The sequence below is a fragment of the Paraburkholderia tropica genome (assembly GCF_900109265.1).
GTDB lineage: Bacteria > Pseudomonadota > Gammaproteobacteria > Burkholderiales > Burkholderiaceae > Paraburkholderia > Paraburkholderia tropica.
Map to the genome: position 1 here is coordinate 63,021 of NZ_FNZM01000013.1, position 23,343 is coordinate 86,363.

A 23,343-nucleotide genomic window follows, 5' to 3' on the forward strand; every position below is an offset into this window, starting at 1 on the left:
GCCAGGACGTGCATGACGGTGCCTGAAATCCGCCGCTTACATTCCTTAATATTGCTGAAAGCATACGGAAATCTGCATCCGCGAAATTGGCGCGCGTTTGCCCCTTTGCTCCGCTCCTCATCGCACCTGCGGGCTTGTTAGTCTTGAGCGTCACTGAAACTGGCGTCTGACGCGCGTATTCGCGACTCCGCGGATCCACGCTTCGGCGCGCCGCCGCACAGACGCTCACACGCCCGATGAAGTCCAACGCTCTCAATTTTTCCGGCGGTCCCGGCGCGTTGCCGGCCGCCGTACTCGACGCCACGCAAACCGCCATCGCCGCGCTGCCGGAAACGGGGCTGTCCGTGCTCGGCATGAGTCATCGCTCGGACTGGTTCGAGCAGATCGTCGACGAAGCCGAGCGCAATCTGCGCGCCCTGCTCGGTTTGCCCGAGCGTTTCGCGGTGTCGTTTCTGCAAGGCGGCAGCAGCCTGTTGTTCGCGACGATTCCGCTGAACTTCGCCACGCGCGCCTTCGCTGCGCCCGATTACGTCAACTCCGGTTACTGGAGCAGCCGCGCGAGCGCCGAAGCCCAACGCGTGGGCCCGTGCCGCGTAGTGTGGGACGGCGCGCCGTCCGGCTTTCGCGAGTTGCCGTCGCTCGATCGGCTCGCCGTCGCGCCGAGCGCCGCGTATCTGCATTACGTGTCGAACGAAACCGTCGAGGGGCTGCAATTCGCCGCGCCCGACACGACGCCGCGTGTGCCGCTGATCGCCGATATGTCGTCGGACTTTCTGTCGCGTCCGTTCGACACGGGACGCTACGGCATGATCTACGCGCACGCGCAAAAGAATCTCGGCCCGGCGGGCGTAACCGTCGCCATGATCGACCGCGCATTGCTCGAGCGCATTCCCGAGGGCCTGCCGCAGATTCTCGACCTGCGCACGCAGATCGCGCATCGCTCGAACTACAACACGCCGCCCGTCTTCGCGATCTACGTGCTCACGCTGGTCACGCGCTGGCTTCGCGACACGATCGGCGGACTCGACGCGATGCAGCGCATCAACGCAACGAAATCGACGCGTCTTTACGACACGCTCGACGCGATGCGCGATGCCGTCGATGTGCATGCGCTCAAGCCGTGGCGCTCGCAGATGAACGCGGCCTTCACGTTCCGCGACGCGCGTCTCGACCGCGCGTTCCTCGACTTCGCGGACGAGCGCGGCATGGTGGGACTCGAAGGACATCGCTCGATCGGCGGGCTGCGCGCGTCGCTCTATAACGCGGTCACGCTCGAAGCCGTCGAGACGCTGTGCGACGCGCTGCGCGAATTCGGAGCACGTCATGGCTGACACACTCGTGGCAACGGAAGTGGATTCGATCGAAGCGGATTCGATTGAAACAATGTCGCGAGCGCTCGACGCCGCGCCGCTCGATCTCGGCTTGCATACGCGCATGCTCGCGGCCCTGCGCGCGGCTCACGACGTGGCGGGCAGCGCCGCGCACGAACTGGCGCTCGCCGCGTTCGGCATGCTCGGCGCGACGCACGGCGATCATTCCACGCATCAGCCCACCCTGCAGCCCACCCCGCAGCACGCGCTCGTGCTCTACAACATCGCGACCGTCTACGCGATGAACGGACGGCGCAAGGAAGCGATCCGCTGGTATCGGCTCGCGCTGGAGATCGATCCGGCGCTCGCCATCGCGCATCAGAATCTGGCCGCGACGCTCGACCGCGAAGGGCTCGCCGATGAAGCGCGCGTGCATCGCGAACGCGCGTACCGGCTGCAACGCGTGTTCGTCGATCGGGCGCTCGGCACGGAAACGCTGCGCGTGCTGATACTCGGCGTGGGTCACGGCACCGGCAACGTGCCGATCGACGCGCTGCTCGATGCGCAAACGACCACGCGCATCCGCTATGCGATCGATTGCGCCGGCGACGCCGAAGACGCGCAGTTGCCGCCGCATGACGTGGTGTTCAACGGTATCGGCGACGCCGATGTGGCCGCGCCGCTCGCCGCTCGCCTCACGCGTTTCGCGGATTTCGCGGCGCGTCGCGAACGGCCGCTGCTCAATGCGCCGGACGCGATTGCGCGCACGCATCGTCATCGGCTGGGGGAATTACTCGACGGCGTGCCCGATGTGATCGTGCCGCGCTGCGTGCGTCTGGACGCACGTCCGTCGAACGAGGCCGCGCTCGCGGCGCAGCTCGCGCAGTCGCAACTGACGCTGCCGCTCCTGCTGCGCCCGCTCGCCGCGCACGGCGGCGAAGGCGTGACGCTGCACGCCTCGCTCGATTCGTTGTGGCGCGCGCTCGCCGATCTCGATGCGCCGTGCTATCTCACGGCCTTTCACGATTTCCGCGCCGCCGATGGGCATTACCGCAAATACCGCACGCTGTTTGTCGCGGGCGAGCCGCATCCGTACCATCTCGCGATTTCGCGTCACTGGATGGTCCACTACTTTTCCGCCGATATGGCGGGGAGCCCGTGGAAGCTCAACGAGGAACAGCACTTTCTGGCCGATCCGCGCGCGGCGCTCGGCACGCGCGCGCACGAAGCGATTCGCGCCATCGGCGCGCGGCTCGGGCTTGCGTATGGTGGCGTCGACTTCACGCTTACGGCCGATGGCCGCGTGCTCGTATTCGAAGCGAACGCGACCATGCTCGCGCACCGCGAAACGCCGCATGGCCCGTTCGCGCACAAGAACCGCTACGTGGAGCGGATCATCGACGCGTTCGGGCGCATGCTACGCGACGCGGGCGACGCGGGCGCCGCGCGTTGACGCCTGGCACGTCAACGAAACCGCGTCACCAGAACTGCGGCAACACGATCGCGTCCGTCTTCGGCGCGCTCTTGCGGCGGCGGTGCAGTTTCACCTGCGTCTGCGCGATGCCGCTCCACGCCTGCTCCGCGCGGCGCACGGCGCAATCGAACGATTCGTCCTCGACCGTGCAGCGGTTGTCGACCGTGATCTGCCAGCCGTGACGCGTGCGCGTGCAGCGCACGCGGTCGTCTTCCATCAGATCGGCGTACCAGCGCCAGACGCGCGCGTCGTCGGCGTTGGCGCGCGCGGCGGCGGACAGCCGCGCGACTTCGAGACTATGCGTCTGCGTGACCATATCGTTCCCCTGTCTTCATGACGCTCAGCGTCCTCATCGTCGAATCTTTGCCCGGCGGACTTCACCAGCCGAGCTTCGCTTCGACGCCCACATAATCGGCATTGCGCGCGCCCAACGCGCGGATCGAGCTGCCCACGTTGAAGTGCACGGCTTCGAGCGCGAGCGCCACGTTGTCGTTGACGATCCAGTCGGCGCGCACCTGCGCATACATGCCCGTGTAGCGATTGCCCTTGCCCGCCGTGCCCGGCACCGTCGCCATGCCCTGGCCGTAAACGGCGTCGGCAGTCGTTTCGCGCCACTGAAAACCGAGCGCGGTCAGCAGCGTGAGCTTCGGCGTGATCTTGAACGTCAGCGAAGGCTTTACGTGGATCAGGTTGCTATAGCCGGTGTAGCCCGCGAGCGTGAAGTAATAGCCGTTCGGAAACAGCGGATTGAAGGTGCCCACGCGGCCGTCGCCGGGATGGTGATCGCCGGATGCGCCGTCGATCTGCAAGCCCGCGCGCGGCGTGCCCGGCAGCGAAGCGAGCGTGTAGCCGCCGAGCGCGCCGAACGCCCACGCGCTCACGGTGTCCGCGCCCACGTGGCCGGTCTGGAACATCGTTTCCACGTCCCAGTCGAAGGGCGCGGATTTGCCCGCGTAGCGCGCGTCGAACACATCGCGCCGCTCGTTGCCGCTCGCGTCGATGAAGCGCGCGTTATCGCGCTCGTAGCGCGACCAGTACGCCGAGAGATCGCCGGGACCGACGCTCGCACGCTCGACGCGCACGCCGTCGAAGGTCAGATGGCCGTTGGAGACATCGTCGAAATCCGAGTTGTCGCGATACTGCACCGGCTGCGTGAGATAGCCAATGAAGCGCCACTTGCCGATCTCGTAGTCGGCCCAGAGCGCGTCGAAGGCCTGGCGCACGTTCGGGCCGTCGCGCACGGACACGAAACGCTGCAAGTCGAACGCCATTTCCTGACGCCCCACGCGCGCCTTGAAGGTGCCGCCGCCCACGCCGTAGACGAACGCGACAAACGCCTGCTCGATATCGAGCGGATTTTTGTCGACGGGCGTGACCGAGTCCTTGCCGTACGGACGCGCGTCCTCGAGTTGAAAGAACGCCTGGACGTGCTCGCCGAAATGCGCATCGGCGTGTACTTCGACGCGCTGGATCAGCCAGCTGTCGGGCTTGTTCGCGCCGAGGCCGAACAGCGGCGTGTTGTTCAGTTCGAAGCGCTCACGCAGATTCGCGCCGAGCGAGAGATACCACGACGGGTCGCTCGACAGCGGCAGGTACTTGAGCGCATCGAGCGGCTTGCGCGGCACGCACGGATTCGCGAGCGCGCTCCAGTCTTCCTGCCAGCGGTTGAACGACGGAATCGGACGCTGCGCGTTGCAGGCCGCCGATGCCGACGTTGAAGCCGCCGCCGCAGCGGGCGCAGTCGAAGCCGCATCCGCTTGCGCATCCGCCGCATTCGCCGCGCCCGCCTGCAACCCGGCGAACGCGGCGCCCGCGAGCGCCGCGCGCCGCCATCCCTGCGCCTGGCGGCGCGATCGCTTGCTCGTGAGCATGCTGCTTACTTCGCGCGCTGATGCAGTTCGGCCACGTAGCCGCCGGGGAACTCGACCATCGCCGTGCGCCCTTCCACGTTCTGCGCGACGGGCACCAGCACCTTCACGCCGGCCGCCTGCGCCTTGGCGAGCGTGGCATCCAGATCGGGCACGTCGTAGCCGGTCGTTTCGCGGCCGTACGGGAACGGCAGCTTGCCGTCGGTCACGAACACGAGCATGTTGCCGAAGCCCGATTGCAGGCGCACGCGACGGATCGTTTCGCCCGGCTTGCCGATCTCGGCGCCGTCCGCGTGGTGGTTGTCGGAGACGATCTTGCCGTGCGAGAAGCGCAGGAAACGCTTGATGAAATTCTGCGCCTCGTACTTCGAAACATAGACGCGGTTGTCCGGCACGTACGCGAGCGGCGCGTACGACGGCGCCTTCGTGTGCCAGTAGAGTTGCATCGTCAGGCCGCCCGGCCATTGAATGATGGCGTCCTTGCCGATCGGATCGTCGAACGATTCGACCAGCACGTCGGCGCCCGCTGCACGCGCGGCGCGCACGGCCGTGTCGATATCGGTGACCAGATAGCCGGTGCGTTCGTTGCCGAACGGGTACGGCACAGGCGTCTGGAACGCGAACACCGAGAGCATGCCCACCGGCGTCTGCACGTATTGCGAGGCGGTCTTGCTCGGCGTCGGCGTGACCGTGAAGACGGCGCGCGGCGAAGCCTTGCCGCCGAAGGTCGCGAGGAAGCTGTTCACGAACGCGTCGATGTCGTCGTTGGCGACGTAGACGTGCGTCGTGTCGTATTGCGGACCGACCGAAACCACCGGCAATTGCGCCGATTGCTTCGCTTGCGCGGATTGCGGATATTGCGCGTCGTCGGCGAAGGCGCTCGACGCGGGCAGCATGACGCCAAGCGCCGCAAGCGCGACGACGAGCGCGCGCACGGGTCGTTGAAAGGCGGAAAGATTCACGTAATGCTCCTGATGAAAAATCGAAACGATGAAACGTTGAAAATCAAGCGGCGGATCCGGCCGGTTCCTCGCGCCACGCCGACGCGGCCAGCATCGCCAGCAACGCGAGCGGCACGACCAGCGCCCAGAACGAAGCCGTCAGCCAGCCCAGCGCGCCGCCGCCCGCGCCCAGCGCGAACGCGAGCACCGGCGGCAGCGTGCGGGCGAGCCGCTCGCGCGTGTCGGCCGGGTCCACGTGCGTGCGGCCCGGAAACAGCAGATCGAACACGTCGATCACGGCCTGCGTGACGTTGCCGGTCATGACCGTATTGGCGACCACGCTGCGCGACGCGAGCCGCGCATGCGCGTTCTGCACGCCCATCCCCGCCGCGCCGAGCAGGCCGCAGGCGATCGTGAGCGGCGCATCGGCATTCGTGATCGGCGCGGCCAGCACGCCCGCGATCATGAACGCGGCGAGCAATGCGATCTGCAAGGCGTACAGGCCGCCGGCGCGGGTGCCGTGCGCGGAATCGCGCAGCGCGTTGTCGAGCACGCGCGCCGCCACGATGCCCGCGATAAAGGCCGGAAACGCGAGCCACTTGATCAGCAGCCCGCTGCCCGCGCCCGCGAGGCCCGAGCCGATCAGAATGAAATTGCCCGTGACGTGCGCCGTAAACAGTCCGAACAGCGCGACGAAGCCGAGCGTATCGACATAGCCCGCGACGAACGCGAGCGCCACGTTTTCGCCGCGCAACGGCGCGAGCATGGCGGCGGGACTCAAGGCTCGTTGCTGCATGACGGTTGCGCCGCGGCGACGGTGGTGGTCGGGTTGACTTCCTGCGGCGCGGTCTGCGTCTGTGACTGCGCCACGGGCGGCTTCAACTGCGCCTGCACGAACGGAATCGCATGCTCGCCGATCACGATGCCCAGCAGGCCCACGAGCGCGATCAGCGGCGGCGCGGGCGACTGCACCCGCGAGAAGTAATAGAGGAAGCCGACCACGAGGCCCGCTCCCAGCGAAATCAGGTATGACATGTCTGCTTCTCCTTGCTGTGCTGCTGTAGCGGACCGCGTCAGGCGCGAGGCGCCGCGCGGGAATGCGGAGGCGTCCGGCCATCGGCTGCCTGCGCGCCCTGCCAGCGCGAGCCCAGAATCTGTCCGCAAAAATTCACGCGGCAATAGTCCGGATCGACGCGGTCGAGCACGTCCGCGCTCGCGGTGCCGAAGGTCGTGTGCGGCCGGTGCGCGACGCCGCGTCCAATCGCGCCGATGATCTCCTCCTCGAAGCCCTTGCCGCGCGGATACGCGGCCAGCACGCCCGAGCGCTCGCCGCCCGTGTAATCGTCGAACTGCGCAGCGACGAGGTCCGTGCGCACCGCGGCCGCGAGCATGTCCGCGAGCGGCGACACGCGCGCGGACACACCCGGCGTGGTGTGCAGCGCGATCGCGAGCCATGCCTCGTCCTGATCGCGCGCGCTCGCGCCATAGTGATGCAACAGGCGGCGCGCCGCGTCGGCGCTGTCGAGTTCGTAGCGCGCCGTCGAATGTGCGTAGGCGGCGCTCAAACCCATGTTCGCGTACATCGAACTCACGTAGAGCGTGCCCTCGTCGCAAGCCACGCCGCCGCGCCGCGCGTTGAGCGCCGCGAACACGAACACGCGGCTCGCATGGCCGAGCAGCACCGGCGGCAGCGCCGCGTGCGCGCTCTCCGCCGCGGCGATCGCGACCGGCGTGCACGGAATGCGTACGCCCGCCACCTCTCCGCCTGCCCTCCATGACGCTGTTCCCATGCCCCGTTTTCCTGTGCGTTGTTGTGAGTGACGTCGATGACGCGCGCCGCCGGTCAAGCGCGATGCGTCTGCGCGGCGAGCGGCGCGCCAAGCCGGTAACGGCCCGGTCCGCCGATCGCCACGGTGCCGAACAGGATCAGCAGCATCCATGCGAACTGGCCTTGTTCGAGCGTCCAGTCCGGATGCACGAGGCCGAGCGCGACCACCGTGACGACGAGAATCGGCAGCGCGGCGAGCCGCGTGTAGATGCCGAGGATCATCAGCACCGGACAGACGACTTCGGCGAAGATTGCGAATCCGAGCGTAAAACCACTGCCCAGATGCAGCGGATCTTCGATCGCGCCCAGTTGTGCGTGCACGTGCAGCGCCTTCGGCAGACCGTGCACGAACAGCACGAGCAGACTCGCGGCCACGCGCAGGAACAGCAGCGCGGCGTCGGTAGTGTCGATGCGTTTCATGATGGCGCGCTCCCCGATCAGAACGCGAAGCAGCTACAGCCGAGCGCGCCCCAGAAACCGTTCTGGTCCGAAACCGGCGCGTTGCTGCGCCACGCGCGGCCGTGTGCGTGCTGGTGCACGCCGCACAGGTTCACGCAGGCGTCGCTGCACGATTGCGCAAGCGATGCCGCATTCGCCGCCGAATTCGACACCACCGGCCGATAGCGCGCATAACCGCCGAACTCCGCAACCGGCGACCACGACGGGCTGACCGGCAACGCGGGCGGCGCGAGCGTGTCGAACTCCGCATCGGCATACACCACGCGGCCATTCACCACGGTCAGCACCGAGGTCAGATGCTTGATCGCTTCTTCCTCGACCGTGAAGAAGTCGTCGCTGAGCACGGCGAAGTCGGCGTACTGGCCCGGTACGAGCGCGCCCTTCTTCGTCTCGTCGTTCGAGAACCACGCGCTGCCCACCGTGTAGCGGCGCAGTGCTTCCATGCGGTCGAGACGGTCGCGCTGCGCGTACATCGGCGTGCCGCCCACGGTGCGACCGGAGGCCAGCCAGTAGAGCGACACGAACGGGTTGTAGCTCGCGACGCGCGTGGCGTCGGTGCCCGCGCCCACGGGCAGGCCCGCTTCGAGCATCTTGCGCACCGGCGGCGTTTGCGCGGCGGCTTCGGCGCCGTAACGCGCGATGAAATATTCGCCCTGATACGCCATCCGATGCTGCACGGCGATGCCGCCGCCCAGCGCCGCGATACGCTCGATATTGCGCTCGGAAATCGTTTCGCAGTGGTCGAAGAACCAGCGCAGACCGTTGAACGGCGTGTCGGCGTTGACGCGCTCGAACACGTTCAGGAAGCGGTCGATCGATTCGTCGTAGGTCGCGTGCAGACGCCACGGCCAGCGGTTTTGCACCAGCAGGCGCACGACGTCTTCGAGTTCTTGCTCCATGCCTTCGGGCAGGTCCGGGCGCGGCTCGAGGAAGTCCTCGAAGTCGGCGGCCGAAAACACCAGCATTTCGCCCGCGCCGTTGACCTTGAGGAAGTCGTCGCCGTCGCCGGGACGTGTGGCCTTGACCCACTTCGCGAAGTCTTCCACCTCGCGCTTCGCGTTCTGCGTGAACAGGTTGTACGCGATGCGGATGCTCAGCTGATCGCGCCTGGCCAGCTCCATGATGACGGCGTAATCGTCGGGATAGGCCTGATAACCGCCGCCCGCGTCGATGGCGCTCGTCACGCCGAGCCGGTTCAGTTCGCGCATGAACTGGCGCGAGGAATTCATCTGATCGTCGAGCGCGAGCTTCGGGCCCTTCGCCAGCGTGGCGTAGAGCAGGCCCGCGTTCGGACGCGCGATCAGCATGCCCGTCGGGTTGCCGCGCCGGTCGCGCTGAATTTCGCCGCCCGGCGGATTGGGCGTGTCGCGGTCGTAACCCACCGCGCGCAGCGCTGCCGCGTTGAGCAACGCGCTGTCGTACAGGTGCAGGATGAAGACCGGCGTGTCGGGCGCGATCGCGTTGATCTCTTCGAGCGTCGGGCCGCGCTTCTCGGCGAACTGGAATTCGTTCCAGCCGCCCACCACGCGCACCCATTGCGGCGCGGGCGTGCGCGCGACCTGCTCGCGCAGCATGGCGAGCGCGTCGGCCAGCGACGGCACGCCGTCCCAGCGCAATTCCATATTGAAGTTCAGACCGCCGCGAATCACGTGCAGGTGCGAGTCGTTGAGACCCGGAATCACGGTGCGGCCGTTCAGGTCGATGCGGCGGGCGTCGTCACGCGCCCATTGCATGACGTCGCGCTCGTTGCCGGACGCCACGACCTTGCCGTTCGACACGGCCAGTGCGGTGACGAACGAGCGGCGCTCGTCCTGGGTGGCAATCTTGCCGTTGTAGATCACCAGGTCGGCGACGCGGGCAGGTTGATCGGGTGCGCTCATCGACGCCCTCCTGTGTTCTCGATGCGGTTGATGTATTTGCTGCTGCGCGCGAAACCGGCCTTCAGGTTTTTTCAGGCGGCTTCGCGCGCGTCGTTCTGCGAGGCTCGCGACAACGCGAGCCCTTCAGCTTCAGCCCGCCTCGCTCGCGTGCTCGCCGAGGATCTGCTTGGCGTAACGCACGCCGATGCCGTACGCGCTGTGCGCCTTGAAGATGTCCATGCAGCCTTCGTAGGTCTCGCCGCGTGCCCAGTCGCGTTGCAGTTCGCACATGAACTGCAGCGAGTTCATCGGCACCGCGCCCGCCTGGACGATGCGCTGCACGGCGCGCTCGTGCGCTTCTTCCGTGATGTCGCCGCATGCGTCGGTCGGCACGTAGATCTCGAAGCCTTCGTTGAGCATCTGGATCGTCGGGAAGGTCACGCAGACTTCGGTCCACAGGCCGGCGATCACGATCTTCTTGCGGCCCGTGGCCTTGATCGCTTCACGGAAGCCCGCGTCTTCCCACGAATTCATCGACGTGCGGTCGATGGGCTTTTGCTGCGGAAACACCGCCTGCACTTCCGGCAGCAGATGGCCGCTGAACGAGTCGGCGGCGATGGTCGTGAGGACCGTCGGCACCTTGAAGAGCTTCGCGGCCTTCGCGAGAATCTGCACGTTGTGCAGCACCGTGGTGCGCTCGTGCGAGTGCGTGCCGAAGAACATCTGCGGCTGGTGGTCGATCAGCGCGAGTGCGCAGGTGTCGGGGGTCAACAGTTCTTTTGCCATGAGAGGCTCCGTTTAAAGGTTGGGTCGGCGACGTTGAGATTAGGGCTCGCGCGTCGCCGCGTCCTTGTCGTTGCGCTGAAATATCCTGAATTCGATCAGGATCGCTTACGATTTCAGGAAGGCGAGCAGATCCGCGTTGACCTTGTCGACGTGCGTGCTGCACATGCCGTGCGGTGCGCCTTCGTAGATCTTCAGCGTGGCGTTCTTGACGATCCTGGCCGACAGCTTCGCCGAATCGTCGATCGGCACGATCTGGTCGTCGTCGCCGTGCAGGATCAGCGTCGGCACGCTGATCTTCTTCAGGTCGTCGGTGTAATCGACTTCCGAGAACTGCTTGATGCACTCGTACTGGCCTTTGATCGAACCAGCCATGCCCTGACGCCAGAATTCCTGAACGAGACCTTGCGAGACCTTGGCGTTCGGACGGTTGAAGCCGTAGAACGGCTGCGCCAGATCCAGATAGAACTGCGAGCGGTTCGCGGCCACGCCCGCGCGGATGTTGTCGAACACCTGCATCGGCAGGCCGTTCGGGTTGGTCGGCGACTTGACCATCTGCGGCGGCACCGCGCCGATCAGCACGGCCTTCGCCACGCGCTTTTCGCCGTGACGGCCGATGTAATGCGCGACTTCGCCGCCGCCCGTCGAATGACCCACGAGCATCGCGCCCTTCACGTCGAGTGCGTCGAGCACGGCGGCGAGGTCGTCGGCGTAGGTGTCCATGTCGTTGCCCTCGGACGGCTGACCCGAGCGGCCATGGCCGCGGCGGTCGTGCGCGATCACGCGATAGCCCTGGTTCACGAGGAACAGCATCTGCGCGTCCCACGCGTCGGCGCACAGCGGCCAGCCGTGCGAGAACACCACCGGCGTGCCCGTGCCCCAGTCCTTGAAGTAGATCTGCGTGCCGTCCTTCGCGCTCACGTAGCTGCCGCCGTGATGGTGGCCGGTGCCGTGCGCGTGGGGCGCGGCGCCTGCCGTCGTCGCCGCGTTCGCGGACAGGCTCGACATGGCGGCCATGGCGCCGGCCATGCCCGCGCTGGCCGAAAGCATCCGGCGACGCGAGGCCGAGGGAATGGTCGTGTCGATTTGCTGCGTGTTCATGCTGGATCTCCGTCGTTGCATCGCTGCGTGTGCAGGGGGCGATGAGGTTGCGCGTGTGAATCAGGCGCAATGCGGCGGGCGAGAAGTCATGAAGTTGACGCCGCATGCGTGAGCGCAGATTACGGAGACGGTCCTGCAAAGTCCTTGGCGCGATCTGAAAAGTCCTGAATTCAGATGCGGATTGACTCGATGACGGGCAACGGGCGAGCGGCATCGGCGGCCGGGGCGAGGCCGCGATGCATCGTCGAAGGGAAGAAGGAAATGAACGCCTGAACGATCGTGCGCTCGGGCGCGAGCGGATCAGCGCGGGTTCAGGCGCGCTTCGAGAAAACGCAGCAGCGCGCGTACTTTGGTCGAATGACGCCGATTCGGCAGATATGCGGCGTGCACGACCACATCGCCGCCTTGCGGACTCACGTGCCAGCCTTCGAACGCGCGCACGAGCTGACCGGACGCGAGCGCGTCGTGCACGAGCCATGCGGGCAACAGCGCGAAACCGTGCCCCGCGTGCACGGCGGCGAGCAGCATGTCGATGCTGTCCGAGACGAGGCGGCCGCGCACGTTCACCGCCTCCTGCGTCTCGCCTTGCGTGAAGGTCCAGACCTGGCGCGCGCGATAGCCGCCGCCATAATTCACGCGCAGACAGTCGCGCCCGGCGAGATCGGCGGGCGCGTCCGGCATGCCTTCGCGCTTGATATAGGCGGCGCTCGCCACCACGATCCGCGCATTATCGGCGAGCGTCTTCACGACGAGTTGCGGATTCGCTTCGGGCACGCCGATGCGCACCGCCAGATCGATGCGCTCCAGCGCGAGATCGACATAGCGGTCGGCGGCCACCACGTCGAGCGCCATGCGCGGATGTTCGCTGAGAAACGCGGCCAGATGCGGCGCGAGCACCACGCGGTTATAGGTGGACGGCACCGCGATGCGCAGCATGCCCGCCGGTTCCGCGCCGCTGTCGAGCACGCTTTCGTCGGCTTCCGCGAGATCGTCGAGCACTTTGGCGACCTGCTCGACATAGGCCGCGCCCGCATCGGTCAGGCTGACACGGCGCGGCGTGCGCGTGAGCAGCACCGCGCCAACGTCCTGTTCGAGCGCATCCATCAAACGCGTGACCGACGAGGTCGCCACGCCGAGACGTTGCGCCGCCTTGGCGAAACCGGCGGCGTCGGCCACTTCGAGCAGGGTCTTCAAGGCGAGTAGCTTGTCCATGGCGGGCATTATGCCAGCGCTGAAACGACCATGAGCGCTGACGACGCGAAGCCGTTGCGCGCCACGCAACGCGGGATTGCGCCGCCGCCCCATTCCGCCGCCGCGACGGCGCGCCTATGCTCGTCGCACCGATTCATCGTTCAAGGAACGCCCATGTCCACGCCTTCGCGCATGCACGGCGGCACGCCGCACGCCGTGCACCTCACTCAGGGACTCATCGCGCTGTTCGCATTCAGTTGCGGCGCGATCGTCGCGAATCTCTATTACGCGCAGCCGATCATCGAACTGATCGCGCCGTCGCTGCACATGACGGGCGGCGCCGCGAGCCTGATCGTCTCGCTCACGCAGATCGGCTATGCGCTCGGCCTGTTCTTCATCGTGCCGCTCGGCGATCTGCTCGAAAACCGCCGTCTCATGATCGTGACCGCGCTTGTGTCGATCGCGAGTCTTGTCGCGGCCTCGCTCGCGCAGTCGGCCGGCGTGTTTCTGGCGATCTCGCTGCTGATCGGTTTCAGTTCGGTGGCGGTGCAGATCCTGATTCCGCTCGCCGCGCATCTCGCGCCCGATCATGCGCGCGGACGCATCGTCGGCACGATCATGGGCGGCTTGCTGCTCGGCATCCTGCTGTCACGGCCGCTGTCGAGCGTGCTCGCCGATCACTTCGGCTGGCGCACCGTGTTCGCAGGCGCGGCCATGCTGATGACGCTCGTGACCGCCGTGCTCGCGCTGACGATTCCGCGCCGTCAACCCGAGCATCGCGCGACGTACTTCGCCCTGCTCGGCTCGCTGATCACGCTCGTGCGCACGCTGCCGGTGCTGCGTCATCGTGCGCTCTATCAGGCGCTGATGTTCGCCTCGTTCAGTCTGTTCTGGACCGCCGTGCCGATCGAACTCACACGCCACTACGGCCTCTCGCAGACCGCCATCGCGCTGTTCGCGCTCGTCGGTGCGATTGGTGCGACCTCGGCGCCCGTCTCGGGACGACTCGCCGACGCCGGGCATTCCGTGCGCGCGACCGTGGTGGCGCTGATCGTCGGCACGCTGTCGTTCCTGCCCGCGCTCGTGCATCCGGCGTTCGGCGTGTTCGGGCTCGTGGTGACGGGCGTCGCGCTCGACTTTGCCGCGCAGATGAACATGGTGCTCGGCCAGCGCGAGATCTATGCGCTGCACGCGGCGAGCCGCAATCGCCTCAATGCGCTCTATATGACGAGCATTTTCGTGGGCGGCGCGTTCGGTTCCGCGCTTGCGGGCCCCTTGTACGAACGTGGTGGCTGGACGCTGGTCGCGTGCGTGGCATTGGTGTTTCCGCTCATCGCATGCGTGCATTTCCTGCTGATCGGCAAGCCACACGCGGCGGCCCAGCGCTAGTTGACTTGCAGAACCCGCCGCGCCGCGCGCGCGGCGTTCACTGTGGCGCAAGCCGCTCCGTGCGCTGCGTGCGTGCCGACTGCAGCGTCTGCCTGAGCGCGGCAAGGCGCTGAAAATCGGGCGCATTCGACGTGCGATCCCACGCCGAATCCTCCAGACCGTCGATCAACGCTGTCGCGCGCGCCGTCTCGCCCTTGTCGAATTCGTACGTCGCGAGATCGAGCGTGGCGCGCAAGGCCCACAGCGGCGCGCCGTCGGCACGCGCCATCGAGATCGCCTCGTCGAGCAGACGCCGCCCCGCTTCCTCGCGCCGCGCCACGTCGTCCGGCGGCGTGCCGCGCTGCGCCGCGCGCCGCAATTCCAGCCAGCCGCGCGCGCGCTGCAACTCGGGCGCGAAGTAACGCTCGCCATTCGCCCGCGCACTCGCAAGCGCTTCGTCGAGCCGCGTGCGCGCTTCCTCGAAACGACCCGCGTGCGCGAGCGTCTGCGCGTGCAGCACGACGAACGGCGTGACCACGCGCCGGAAACCACGCGACGCAAGCCGCGGCAACGCGTTTTCCAGCCGTTCGAGCGCGACGTCCGCATGACCCGCGAGCATGTCGCGCTTCGCCGCCAGACACTCGGTGTAGTCGAGCCAGATCTCCAGCCGATGGCTGGCCGACTGCGAGCGCAGCAGCGCCAGATAGTTGGCGGCCAACTGCCGCTCGCCGCAATCGAGCGCGATCGGCACGGCCACGCAGGCCAGCACGTGACTCAGCGAGGGCTCCAGTGCATCGCCGTGAATCAGATCGAGCGTGCTTTCCACGAGCTGCATCGCTTTCGCGGGCTGGCATTGCAGCAGCGCGATGCGCGCGAGCGTGCCGCGCGCGTAGATCAGCGGATACACCGTGAGCCAGCCGCGCGACGGCGCCGTGGCGCCGAGCGTCGTGAAGGCTTCGACCGTGCGTTCGAGCCGTTCGCGCGCCTGGTCGTGTTCGCCGCAACAGTGCAGCGAAATAGCGAGTGTCTGTTCGGCCAGCCAGCGGCGCCACGGCGAATCGCAAGCGGCGCTCGCGTGCTGAAAACGCGTGGCGTAACGCAGCGACGTGTGAATGTCGCCGCTCGATTGCATGGTGTTCCAGAGACCCCAGAGCGCGTCGGCGGCAAATTCGGCGTCGTCGGCGGCGCGCGCAAGACGCAGCACGCGTTCCCACAGCGCGACGGCGCGGCCCATGTCATCGCCCACGTGCAGCAGCGAGGTCGCGTAGGCGGCGCACAGCTTCATTTCGCAGACGACATCGACGGAGCCCGCGGGCAGCGTGTCGAGCACCGCGAGCGCGCGTTGTGCGCGCTGGCAGCATTCCTGCACGCGCGAGGCGCTGAGCAAGGTGCCGACGAGCGCGCCTGCGAGCGCGACGCCGAGCACCTTGTCGCCGTCGTCGGAGAAGGCCCAGTCGTAGGCGCTGCGCGCGTCGTCGAGCGAGAGACGCGTGCTCACATCGGCGCCCTCGTGCTCCGTCTGCGCGACGAACGGCCCGCTCTCCTCGATGCGCTTGCGCATATAGCGCACGTGGCGCGTGGCGATGATCTGCGATTCGCCTTCGTCGCGCAGCTTTTCGAGCGCATAGGCGCGCGTGCTTTCGGTCAGCCGGTAGACCGCGATCGCGCCGCGAAACTCCACATTCAGCAGCGATTTGGTCGCGAGTTCGGAAAGACTCGACACGATCACCGCGATCGACATGCCGGGCTCGGCCGTCACCGCGCAGACCGCCTCGAAGGTGAACGCGCCCGCGAAGCAGCCTGAGCGGCGAAACAGAATGCGCGACGCGGCGTCGAGCAGCATGTAGCTCCACTCGAAGGTCGCGCGCAAGGTCTGATGGCGCGGCAAGGTCGAACGCAATCCGCCCGTCAGCAGATTGAGCCGGTCGTCGAGGCGCGACGCCACGCCTTCCACGCCGAGCGTGGCCACGCGCGCGGCGGCCAGTTCGATGGCGAGCGGCAGGCCTTCGAGGCGACGGCAGATTTCGGCGACGAGCGCGATGCTCGCCTCGTCGCGCGCACAGTCGGGCGCGAGCGCGCGGGCGCGGCATAGAAACAGCGCGACCGCGGAATGCGCGAGGATCGCCTCGGTGGATGCGCCGTTGGCCGGCACCGCGAGCGGTTCGAGGCGCAGCACGGATTCGGCCCAGATGTGCAGCGGCTCGCGGCTCGTCACCAGCAGGCGCGCACCATGATGGCGCGCGACGAGGGTATCGACGAAACCGGCCACGACATCGATCACATGCTCGGCGTTATCGAGCACGAGCAGACAATTCGACGCTGCAACAGCCTCGCAGATCGCGTCCTCGCACGACACGCCCGGCTCGCCTTGCAGATCGAGCGCCTCCGCGAGCGCGGCGAACACGGTCTCGCGCGAACTGGCCTTGTTCAGTTCGACGAAGCACACGGCGCGGCCCTGGCGGCGCTGCATTTCGCGCGCGGCGTGACGCGCGAGACAGGTCTTGCCGATACCGCCCGCGCCGACGATCGTGGTCACCGGCACGTGCTCGAACTGCTCGACGATGCGTGCGATTTCGGTTTCGCGGCCGATCAGCGGCACGACGCGCAGCGACGCGAGCGAAGGCAGCGGCGCGGCCTCGCGCACTGCACCGCCTGCGTCCGCACCGGCCGTGCTCGACGCATTCGGCATGTTCGACGCCGTCGACTGGTTCGGCACGACCAGCACATAGCCGCGCCCCGCCACGGTCTTGATGAGGTCGCGTTCCGCGCCGAGCAGCTTGCGCAGCGCGGCCACGTGCACCTGCAGGCGGTTTTCCTCGACGATCGCGCCGGGCCACACGGCGTCCATGATCGCGTCCTTCGAGAGCATCGTATTGTTCGCGCGATACAGCACTTCGAGCACGTCGAACGCGCGCGCGCCAATGCGCATCACGAGTCCGTCGCGACGGATCTCGCGCTGCTCGAAACTGACCCGCAATGTGCCAATTTGGATCATGGTCATCTCCAGGACATATTTGCGTGCTCGCACGTGACCCGACACGCACCTGGTTGAACACCGTCATTCGAAACGCCATTGCCGCCCGGTTTCGAACCCAATATCGCGCCTCCTCTCATTGAACGTCGACTGCCCCCTCTATTTTCTGGGGCGAAGTGTAATGATTAGAAATAAAGCCGTCTTGAAGAATAATTCGCGGCATGCGAGGCGCAACGCGCCGCCGGAGCCGCTTGAAGCCGCCCGGGCGTCGAATTCCGGGGCCAGTGCGCCGGACGATTTTCAGCAGTTGCTGACTCCGGCGATTGTGCAAATCATTTCCGGATCGGGTCCAATCCGCAGCCAGACGGGCATTCAGCGATTCCGGAAGCGCCATTCACGCCGCATTGCAGTCGATAAGCACAAGGCATGGCACGCGTTGCCGCTATTTCTGACCGATGGTATAAATGTCACCTCGATTCTGTCGAACCGGTTACAGCGGTGTTTGATCCGCGCCGTTCAATTCATCCGGAGAATCCGGCACGAGGTCACCGTCCATGATTTCGCGAGCAATATCAGCGCCGGTCAAGGCCGCGCCCAAAGACAATCTGGGCTGTGTTGCCAGTAAATTGCGAGTCGATGTCCATGTCGACAACGGGGATATCGCGTTCTACCGCAAATGCATGGCGGAGCCGGACCTCGAACGCATTGCCATGCCGGCCAGCGAACGCGGATTTTTGACGGGTATTTCATTAGGCAATGCCCATCGCCGGAAGATATTCCGGGGGGCACGCGCTTTAGACCGGCATTTCGATACCGATTCGATCTATATCCGCGATTTTTCTGAAGATTATCAGGCGGATATGTATGGCAATTTCGATTTCGTGCTTGTCGAATTGTCACGCCCTTTTCTCGACCGGCTGGCCGACGAGCAGAATTTGCCCGCCATCAGCGGCCTGACCTGCGGCGCGCACCAGAAGGACGCGGTGCTCGGCCATCTGGCCCGCGCGCTCGCCGCGAATCTGGAACTCGCGGGCGACATCAACACGGTGTTCATCGAACAGGTCGGTCTGGCGATCGGCTCGCACGTCGCGCGCCAGTATGGCGGCTTCAACGCCACGAACGAACGCGCCAAGGGCGCGCTCTCGGCGCTCAACGAAGCTCGTGCGAAAGAACTGCTGCTGGAGCGCACGCGCGACGGCGTGTCGATTGCCGACATCGCGCGCGAGTGCAATCTGTCGCGCGGCTACTTCATCCGCGCGTTTTCGAAATCGACGGGACGCACGCCGCATCAGTGGCTGCTCGAACAGCGCACCGAGCAGGCGCGCCGGCTCGTCGAACGCACGGCCATGACGCTCTCGGAGATCGCCGCGCAATGCGGTTTCGCCGATCAGAGTCACCTGAGCCGCGTGTTCCTCAAGCTGGTGGGCGTGTCGCCAGGCGCCTGGCGGCGGCACGCCCTGCGTGCCCCGGATGCTTCTGAGGGTTAACGTACCGCAGTCGCCGCGGATGCCGCCGACGCTGAAGACGCCGCGTTCGACGTTTCCATCGCCGTGCGATCCGAGTCGGCATTGCGCGGCGCGTCGCCGGTCTGCGCAATCCAGCCACCGCCCAGATACTGATACAGATCCACGAGATTCGTGAGTCGGCTCAGATTCGCGCTGATCAGCGATTGCTGCGCGGAATACAGATCGGTCTGCGCGCTCAGCACCGAGAGGTAGCTGTCCACGCCGTTGCGATAACGCAGATCGGACAGCGTGTAACGGCGCTGCTCGCTTTCGGTGTACGCGCGCAGATCGCTGATCTGCGTATCGTACGTGCCGCGCGCGGCGAGCCCGTCCGCCACTTCGCGGAACGCCGTCTGAATCGCCTTCTCGTACGCCGCCACGTCCTCGTCTTTTTCGAGCTTCGCCACGTCGAGGCTGGCCTTGTTCGCGCCGCCTTCGAAAATCGGCATCGTGATGGTCGGCCCGAAATCCCACGCAAGCTGGCCCGGCTTGAACAGCGAGCCGAGGCTCGCGCTCGCGTAACCGAACTGCCCCGTCAAACTGATGCTCGGAAAGAACGCCGCACGCGCCGCGCCGATGTTGGCGTTGGCGGCCTTGAGCGTTTCCTCGGCTTCGAGAATGTCGGGGCGACGCGTGAGCAGATCGCTGGGCAGGCCCGCCGGAATGTCGGCGAGCAGCGCCTGCGAATCGAGCGGCAGACCCTCAGGCAGATCGGCGGGCAACGGCGCGCCCACCAGCAGCACGAGCGCGTTTTCCGCCTGCGCGCGCAGACGCACTTCGCTCTCGTAGTTCGCATGCGCCTGCTGCACCACGCCCGCCGCTTCACGCAGATCGAGTTCCGAACCGGTGCCGGTGTCGAATTCCGTCTTCGTCAGCTCGTACGATTTCTGCGCGGCGTCGAGCGTCTGCTTCGTGACCTTCATCGTGTCGTCGTAGGCGAGCATCGTCAGATACTGATCGGCGACTTCGGAGACCAACGTGATCTCCGCCGCCTTGCGCGCCTGCGCCGTCGACAGATAGGTGTGCAGCGCCTCGTTCGAGAGGCTGCGCACCTTGCCGAAGAAGTCGAGCTCCCACGACGCGCCCGCAGCCGCGTCGTAATCGCTCGCGACCGTCGCGCGGCCCACGTACGAGAGGTCGGCCGGCGTGCGGGTGCGCGTGCCGGTGCCGGTCACGGAGACCGTCGGCATCAGGTTGGCGCGCTCGATGCGGTACTGCGCGCGCGCCTGCGCAACCTTCAGCACGGAGACACGCAGATCGCGGTTGTTCTGCAGCGCCAGCTCGATGAGCCTCTGCAGGCGCGGGTCCTTGAAGAAGTCGCGCCAGCCGATGTCGGCGGCCGAATGACCCTGCGCGCTGCGCGCGTCGGCACCCGGCTGGCTGTCGTAGGCCGGACCCGTGGGATAGGCCGCCGACACCGGCGCGGCGGGTTGCGTGTAGTGCGGCTCCAGCGTGCAGGCGGCGCTCAGGAACGCCGCCGCCACGCCGAGCGCGGTCAGCGAGAGCTTATTCATCGTGGCTCTCCTGCCTGCCGTGAGCCGCATCGGTGCCGCTCTGCGGGTTGTCTTCGGAGCGGCTGAATTTCGATCGAATGACCACATAGAACATCGGAATCATGAAAATGGCGAGGAACGTGGCCGTGAACATGCCGCCGATCACGCCGGTGCCGATCGCGTGCTGGCTCGCCGAGCCCGCGCCGTTGCTGATCGACAGCGGCAGCACGCCGAGCACGAAGGCCATCGACGTCATCAGGATCGGGCGCAGACGCAGACGCGCGGCTTCGATCGCCGCCGCCACCGCGGTCATGCCCTGCTGCTCCTGCAGTTCGCGCGCGAACTCGACGATCAGAATGGCGTTCTTCGCGGACAGACCCACGGTGGTCAACAGCCCCACCTGGAAGAACACGTCGTTTTCGAGGCCGCGTAGCGTCACCGCGAGCAGTGCGCCGATCACGCCAAGCGGCACCACCAGAATCACCGCGAACGGAATCGACCAGCTTTCATACAGCGCGGCGAGACACAGGAACACCACGATGATCGAAATCGCGTAGAGCAGCGGCGCCTGCGAGCCCGATTGCAGTTCCTGGAACGACAGACCCGTCCACGAATAGCCGATGCCCGCCGGCAGTTTCGCCGCCAGTTGCTCCATCGCGCTCATCGCCTGGCCGGTCGACTTGCCTGCCGCCGCCTGGCCCTGGATTTCGAGCGACGAAATGCCGTTGTAGCGTTCGAGCTTCGGCGAACCGAACGTCCACTTGCCCGTGGCGAACGAGGTGAACGGCACCATCGTGCCGCTCGTGCCGCGCACGTACCACTTGCCCAGATCGTCCGGGTTCATGCGGAACGGGCCGTCGGCCTGCACGTAGACGCGCTTGATCCGGCCGTCGGTGTCGAGGAAGTTGTTGATGTACTTCGAGCCCCACGCGATCGAGAACGTATCGTCGATGTCGGCGGCGGCGACACCCATCGCCTGAGCCTTCTCGCGATCGATATCGACCTTGTACTGCGGCGTATCGTTCAGGCCGTTCGGACGCACGAGCGCCAGCGACGGATCCTTCGCCGCCATGCCGAGCAGCTGATTGCGCGCGGCCATCAGCTTCTCGTGACCGAGCGATGCGTTGTCGGTCAGTTCGAAGTCGAAGCCCGACGCGGTGCCGAGTTCGGGAATCGACGGCGGATTGATCGGGATGATCATCGCGTCCTTGTCGCCCGCGAAGTGCGCGAACACGCGGCCCACCAGCGCCTGCACCTTCTCGTTCGACGCGCGGCGCTTGTCGAAGTCCTTCATCTGCACGAACACCATGCCGGAGTTCTGGCCGCGGCCCGCGAAGTTGAAGCCGTTCACCGTGAACACCGACTCGACGATGTTCTTCTCGTCAGTCAGCAGATAGTCGGTGACCGCCTTGAGCGAGCGCGCCGTGATTTCCTGGGTCGAGCCCGCCGGCGTCTGCACCTGCACGTACATCGTGCCCTGATCTTCATCGGGCAGGAACGACTTCGGCAGACGCACGAACAGGAAGCCCACCGCGACGATCACGCCCAGATAGATCACGAACCAGCGCGACGAACGGCGGATCACATGCTGCACGCCGCTGTGATACTTGTCGCGGCTCTTGTCGAAGTTGCGGTTGAACCAGCCGAAGAAACCCGTCTTCGCTTCGTGATGGCCCTGCGGAATCGGCTTGAGGATGGTCGCGCACAAGGCGGGCGTGAGAATCAGCGCGCAGAGCACCGAGAGCACCATCGCGGCCACGATCGTCAGCGAGAACTGACGATAGATCGCGCCGACCGAGCCGCCCGAGAACGCCACCGGCACGAACACGGCCGAGAGCACGAGCGCCACGCCGACGAGTGCGCCGGTGATCTGGCCCATCGCCTTGCGCGTGGCTTCCTTCGGCGGCAAACCTTCTTCCGCCATCACGCGCTCGACGTTTTCGACCACCACGATCGCGTCGTCCACCAGCAGACCGATGGCGAGCACGAGCCCGAACATCGAGAGCGTGTTGATCGAGAAGCCCGCCGCCGACATCACCGCGAACGTGCCCAGCAGCACCACCGGCACGGCGATCGTCGGGATCAGCGTGGCGCGCAGATTCTGCAGGAACAGATACATCACGAGGAACACCAGCACGATGCCTTCGAGCAGCGTCTTGACCACTTCCTCGATCGACAGACGCACGAACGGCGTGGTGTCGTACGGATACTTCACGATGAGGCCGTGCGGGAAGTTCTTCGACAGTTCCGCGAGCTTCGCGCGCACCAGCTGCTCGGTTTGCAGCGCGTTCGCACCGGTCGCGAGCTGAATGCCGAAGCCCGCTGCGGGCGCGCCGTTGTACTTGGTGTCGAAGTTGTAGTTCTCGCCGCCCAGCTCGATGCGCGCCACGTCTTTCAGGCGCACCTGCGAACCATCCTGGTTCACCTTGAGCAGCACGTTGCCGAACTCCTCGGGCGTGCGAAGGAAGGACGCTTCCGTGATGGTCGCCTGCATCGCCTGGCCCTTCACGGACGGCGTGCCGCCGATCGAACCGGCCGCCACCTGCACGTTCTGGTTCGTGATGGCCGTTTCCACGTCCACCGGCGTCAGCGCGTACTGGTTGAGCTTGTCGGCGTTGAGCCACACGCGCATCGAGAACTGCGTGCCGAACAGCGTGACCGTGCCGACGCCGTCGACGCGGCTCAGCGGATCCTCGATGTGCGACGCCACGTAGTTCGAGAGGTCGTAGCGGTCCATGCTGCCGTCTTGCGAGACGAACGCCATCACCATCAGGAAGCTGTTGCTGGACTTCGTGACCTTGATGCCCGCTTCCTGGACGACGGTCGGCAGCACCGGCGTGGCGAGTTGCAGCTTGTTCTGCACCTGCACCTGCGCGATGTCGGGATTGGTGCCCGCCGCGAAGGTCAGCGTGATGGTGGCCGCGCCCGAATCGTCGGACGTCGACGACATGTACAGCAGATGGTCGAGACCGCTCATCTGCTGCTCGATCACCTGCGTCACGGTGTCTTCGACGGTCTTGGCCGATGCGCCCGCGTAGCTCGCGCTAATCTGGATGGAAGGCGGCGCGATGGTCGGATACTGCGCCACCGGCAAGGAAAAGATGGAGGCCACCCCCGCCATCATCAGGATGATCGCGATCACCCAGGCGAAGATGGGCCTGTCTATGAAAAATCGAGCCATTTAACGCG

At 66.2% G+C, this 23,343-nt stretch carries 19 protein-coding genes; 5 read left to right on the forward strand and 14 right to left on the reverse strand.

All coding sequences use genetic code 11. From position 1 onward, the window contains the following. The first annotated feature begins 236 nt into the window (after positions 1–236). Together serC and BMY06_RS22140 are read left to right on the forward strand one after the other, a co-directional pair. Positions 237–1,331: a 3-phosphoserine/phosphohydroxythreonine transaminase gene (serC, locus tag BMY06_RS22135; RefSeq protein ID WP_074985248.1), complete on the forward strand. Its 1,095-nt coding sequence runs from the start codon at positions 237–239 to the stop codon at positions 1,329–1,331. Beyond that, positions 1,324–2,763: a tetratricopeptide repeat protein gene (locus tag BMY06_RS22140; protein ID WP_074985249.1), complete on the forward strand. Its 1,440-nt coding sequence runs from the start codon at positions 1,324–1,326 to the stop codon at positions 2,761–2,763. Before serC ends, BMY06_RS22140 begins: the two co-directional genes overlap by 8 nt. A gap of 25 nt (positions 2,764–2,788) precedes the next feature. Here the strand turns inward: BMY06_RS22140 and BMY06_RS22145 are convergent, their stop codons facing one another. The 11 genes from BMY06_RS22145 to BMY06_RS22195 all read right to left on the reverse strand — a co-directional run bounded on the left by BMY06_RS22145 (position 2,789) and on the right by BMY06_RS22195 (position 12,835). After that, entirely contained in the window at positions 2,789–3,100 is a 312-nt protein-coding gene (locus tag BMY06_RS22145; protein WP_065059678.1) for a hypothetical protein, read from the reverse strand. Positions 3,101–3,161: 61 nt separating this feature from the next. Continuing rightward, a complete protein-coding gene (locus BMY06_RS22150) occupies positions 3,162–4,655 on the reverse strand; it encodes an alginate export family protein (protein WP_065059679.1) in 1,494 nt (497 codons plus the stop codon). Between the two features lie 5 nt (positions 4,656–4,660). Next, positions 4,661–5,614 carry a VOC family protein gene (locus BMY06_RS22155; protein WP_074985251.1) on the reverse strand — a complete coding sequence of 318 codons (954 nt, stop codon included), beginning with the start codon at positions 5,612–5,614 and terminating at the stop codon, positions 4,661–4,663. A gap of 43 nt (positions 5,615–5,657) precedes the next feature. After that, positions 5,658–6,389, reverse strand: a complete 732-nt coding sequence (locus BMY06_RS22160; protein ID WP_074985252.1) for a YoaK family protein — start codon at positions 6,387–6,389, stop codon at positions 5,658–5,660. Then, the gene (locus BMY06_RS22165; protein WP_065059682.1) at positions 6,371–6,628 is read right to left on the reverse strand and encodes a DUF1427 family protein; all 258 of its coding nucleotides are present in this window, start codon (positions 6,626–6,628) and stop codon (positions 6,371–6,373) included. The genes BMY06_RS22160 and BMY06_RS22165 overlap by 19 nt, the downstream gene beginning before the upstream one ends. A gap of 38 nt (positions 6,629–6,666) precedes the next feature. Then, positions 6,667–7,383, reverse strand: coding sequence for an HD domain-containing protein (locus BMY06_RS22170; RefSeq protein ID WP_074985254.1), 717 nt, complete (start codon positions 7,381–7,383; stop codon positions 6,667–6,669). Between the two features lie 53 nt (positions 7,384–7,436). Then, positions 7,437–7,841 carry a DoxX family protein gene (locus BMY06_RS22175; RefSeq protein WP_065059684.1) on the reverse strand — a complete coding sequence of 135 codons (405 nt, stop codon included), beginning with the start codon at positions 7,839–7,841 and terminating at the stop codon, positions 7,437–7,439. Between the two features lie 17 nt (positions 7,842–7,858). Then, positions 7,859–9,760 carry an amidohydrolase gene (locus BMY06_RS22180; RefSeq protein WP_074985256.1) on the reverse strand — a complete coding sequence of 634 codons (1,902 nt, stop codon included), beginning with the start codon at positions 9,758–9,760 and terminating at the stop codon, positions 7,859–7,861. A gap of 129 nt (positions 9,761–9,889) precedes the next feature. Beyond that, a complete protein-coding gene (locus tag BMY06_RS22185) occupies positions 9,890–10,525 on the reverse strand; it encodes a hydrolase (RefSeq protein WP_065059686.1) in 636 nt (211 codons plus the stop codon). Between the two features lie 105 nt (positions 10,526–10,630). Further along, on the reverse strand, positions 10,631–11,623 hold the full coding sequence (locus tag BMY06_RS22190) for an alpha/beta fold hydrolase (RefSeq protein WP_074985257.1): 993 nt from the start codon (positions 11,621–11,623) through the stop codon (positions 10,631–10,633). A gap of 300 nt (positions 11,624–11,923) precedes the next feature. Beyond that, positions 11,924–12,835, reverse strand: a complete 912-nt coding sequence (locus tag BMY06_RS22195) for a LysR family transcriptional regulator (RefSeq protein WP_065059688.1) — start codon at positions 12,833–12,835, stop codon at positions 11,924–11,926. 153 nt (positions 12,836–12,988) lie between these two features. On the opposite strand from BMY06_RS22195, the gene BMY06_RS22200 reads away from it, so the two are divergent. After that, positions 12,989–14,203, forward strand: coding sequence for an MFS transporter (locus BMY06_RS22200; protein WP_074985259.1), 1,215 nt, complete (start codon positions 12,989–12,991; stop codon positions 14,201–14,203). Positions 14,204–14,240: 37 nt separating this feature from the next. Here BMY06_RS22200 and BMY06_RS22205 read toward each other — a convergent pair whose 3' ends face one another. After that, complete coding sequence (locus BMY06_RS22205; RefSeq protein ID WP_074985261.1) at positions 14,241–17,177, reverse strand: winged helix-turn-helix domain-containing protein; 2,937 nt, start codon at positions 17,175–17,177, stop codon at positions 14,241–14,243. A 181-nt stretch (positions 17,178–17,358) separates the two neighbouring features. On the opposite strand from BMY06_RS22205, the gene BMY06_RS38855 reads away from it, so the two are divergent. Both BMY06_RS38855 and BMY06_RS22210 read left to right on the forward strand, forming a co-directional pair. Beyond that, complete coding sequence (locus BMY06_RS38855) at positions 17,359–17,781, forward strand: hypothetical protein (RefSeq protein WP_143064432.1); 423 nt, start codon at positions 17,359–17,361, stop codon at positions 17,779–17,781. Beyond that, complete coding sequence (locus tag BMY06_RS22210; RefSeq protein ID WP_065059689.1) at positions 17,711–18,643, forward strand: AraC family transcriptional regulator; 933 nt, start codon at positions 17,711–17,713, stop codon at positions 18,641–18,643. Before BMY06_RS38855 ends, BMY06_RS22210 begins: the two co-directional genes overlap by 71 nt. Here the strand turns inward: BMY06_RS22210 and BMY06_RS22215 are convergent. Together BMY06_RS22215 and BMY06_RS22220 are read right to left on the reverse strand one after the other, a co-directional pair. Beyond that, entirely contained in the window at positions 18,640–20,175 is a 1,536-nt protein-coding gene (locus tag BMY06_RS22215) for an efflux transporter outer membrane subunit (protein WP_074985262.1), read from the reverse strand. The two genes, BMY06_RS22210 and BMY06_RS22215, sit on opposite strands and share 4 nt — an antisense overlap. Further along, positions 20,168–23,335, reverse strand: coding sequence for an efflux RND transporter permease subunit (locus BMY06_RS22220; RefSeq protein WP_074985264.1), 3,168 nt, complete (start codon positions 23,333–23,335; stop codon positions 20,168–20,170). The genes BMY06_RS22215 and BMY06_RS22220 overlap by 8 nt, the downstream gene beginning before the upstream one ends. Positions 23,336–23,343 lie beyond the last annotated feature (8 nt).

Coding starts and splice junctions, on each gene's coding strand:
- serC (WP_074985248.1), top strand. CDS start 237: ATGAAGTCCAACGCTCTCAATTTTTCCGGCGGTCCCGGCGCGTTGCCG.
- BMY06_RS22140 (WP_074985249.1), top strand. CDS start 1,324: ATGGCTGACACACTCGTGGCAACGGAAGTGGATTCGATCGAAGCGGAT.
- BMY06_RS22145 (WP_065059678.1), bottom strand. CDS start 3,100: ATGGTCACGCAGACGCATAGTCTCGAAGTCGCGCGGCTGTCCGCCGCC.
- BMY06_RS22150 (WP_065059679.1), bottom strand. CDS start 4,655: ATGCTCACGAGCAAGCGATCGCGCCGCCAGGCGCAGGGATGGCGGCGC.
- BMY06_RS22160 (WP_074985252.1), bottom strand. CDS start 6,389: ATGCAGCAACGAGCCTTGAGTCCCGCCGCCATGCTCGCGCCGTTGCGC.
- BMY06_RS22165 (WP_065059682.1), bottom strand. CDS start 6,628: ATGTCATACCTGATTTCGCTGGGAGCGGGCCTCGTGGTCGGCTTCCTC.
- BMY06_RS22170 (WP_074985254.1), bottom strand. CDS start 7,383: ATGGGAACAGCGTCATGGAGGGCAGGCGGAGAGGTGGCGGGCGTACGC.
- BMY06_RS22175 (WP_065059684.1), bottom strand. CDS start 7,841: ATGAAACGCATCGACACTACCGACGCCGCGCTGCTGTTCCTGCGCGTG.
- BMY06_RS22180 (WP_074985256.1), bottom strand. CDS start 9,760: ATGAGCGCACCCGATCAACCTGCCCGCGTCGCCGACCTGGTGATCTAC.
- BMY06_RS22185 (WP_065059686.1), bottom strand. CDS start 10,525: ATGGCAAAAGAACTGTTGACCCCCGACACCTGCGCACTCGCGCTGATC.
- BMY06_RS22190 (WP_074985257.1), bottom strand. CDS start 11,623: ATGAACACGCAGCAAATCGACACGACCATTCCCTCGGCCTCGCGTCGC.
- BMY06_RS22195 (WP_065059688.1), bottom strand. CDS start 12,835: ATGGACAAGCTACTCGCCTTGAAGACCCTGCTCGAAGTGGCCGACGCC.
- BMY06_RS22200 (WP_074985259.1), top strand. CDS start 12,989: ATGTCCACGCCTTCGCGCATGCACGGCGGCACGCCGCACGCCGTGCAC.
- BMY06_RS22205 (WP_074985261.1), bottom strand. CDS start 17,177: ATGATCCAAATTGGCACATTGCGGGTCAGTTTCGAGCAGCGCGAGATC.
- BMY06_RS22210 (WP_065059689.1), top strand. CDS start 17,711: ATGATTTCGCGAGCAATATCAGCGCCGGTCAAGGCCGCGCCCAAAGAC.
- BMY06_RS22215 (WP_074985262.1), bottom strand. CDS start 20,175: ATGAATAAGCTCTCGCTGACCGCGCTCGGCGTGGCGGCGGCGTTCCTG.
- BMY06_RS22220 (WP_074985264.1), bottom strand. CDS start 23,335: ATGGCTCGATTTTTCATAGACAGGCCCATCTTCGCCTGGGTGATCGCG.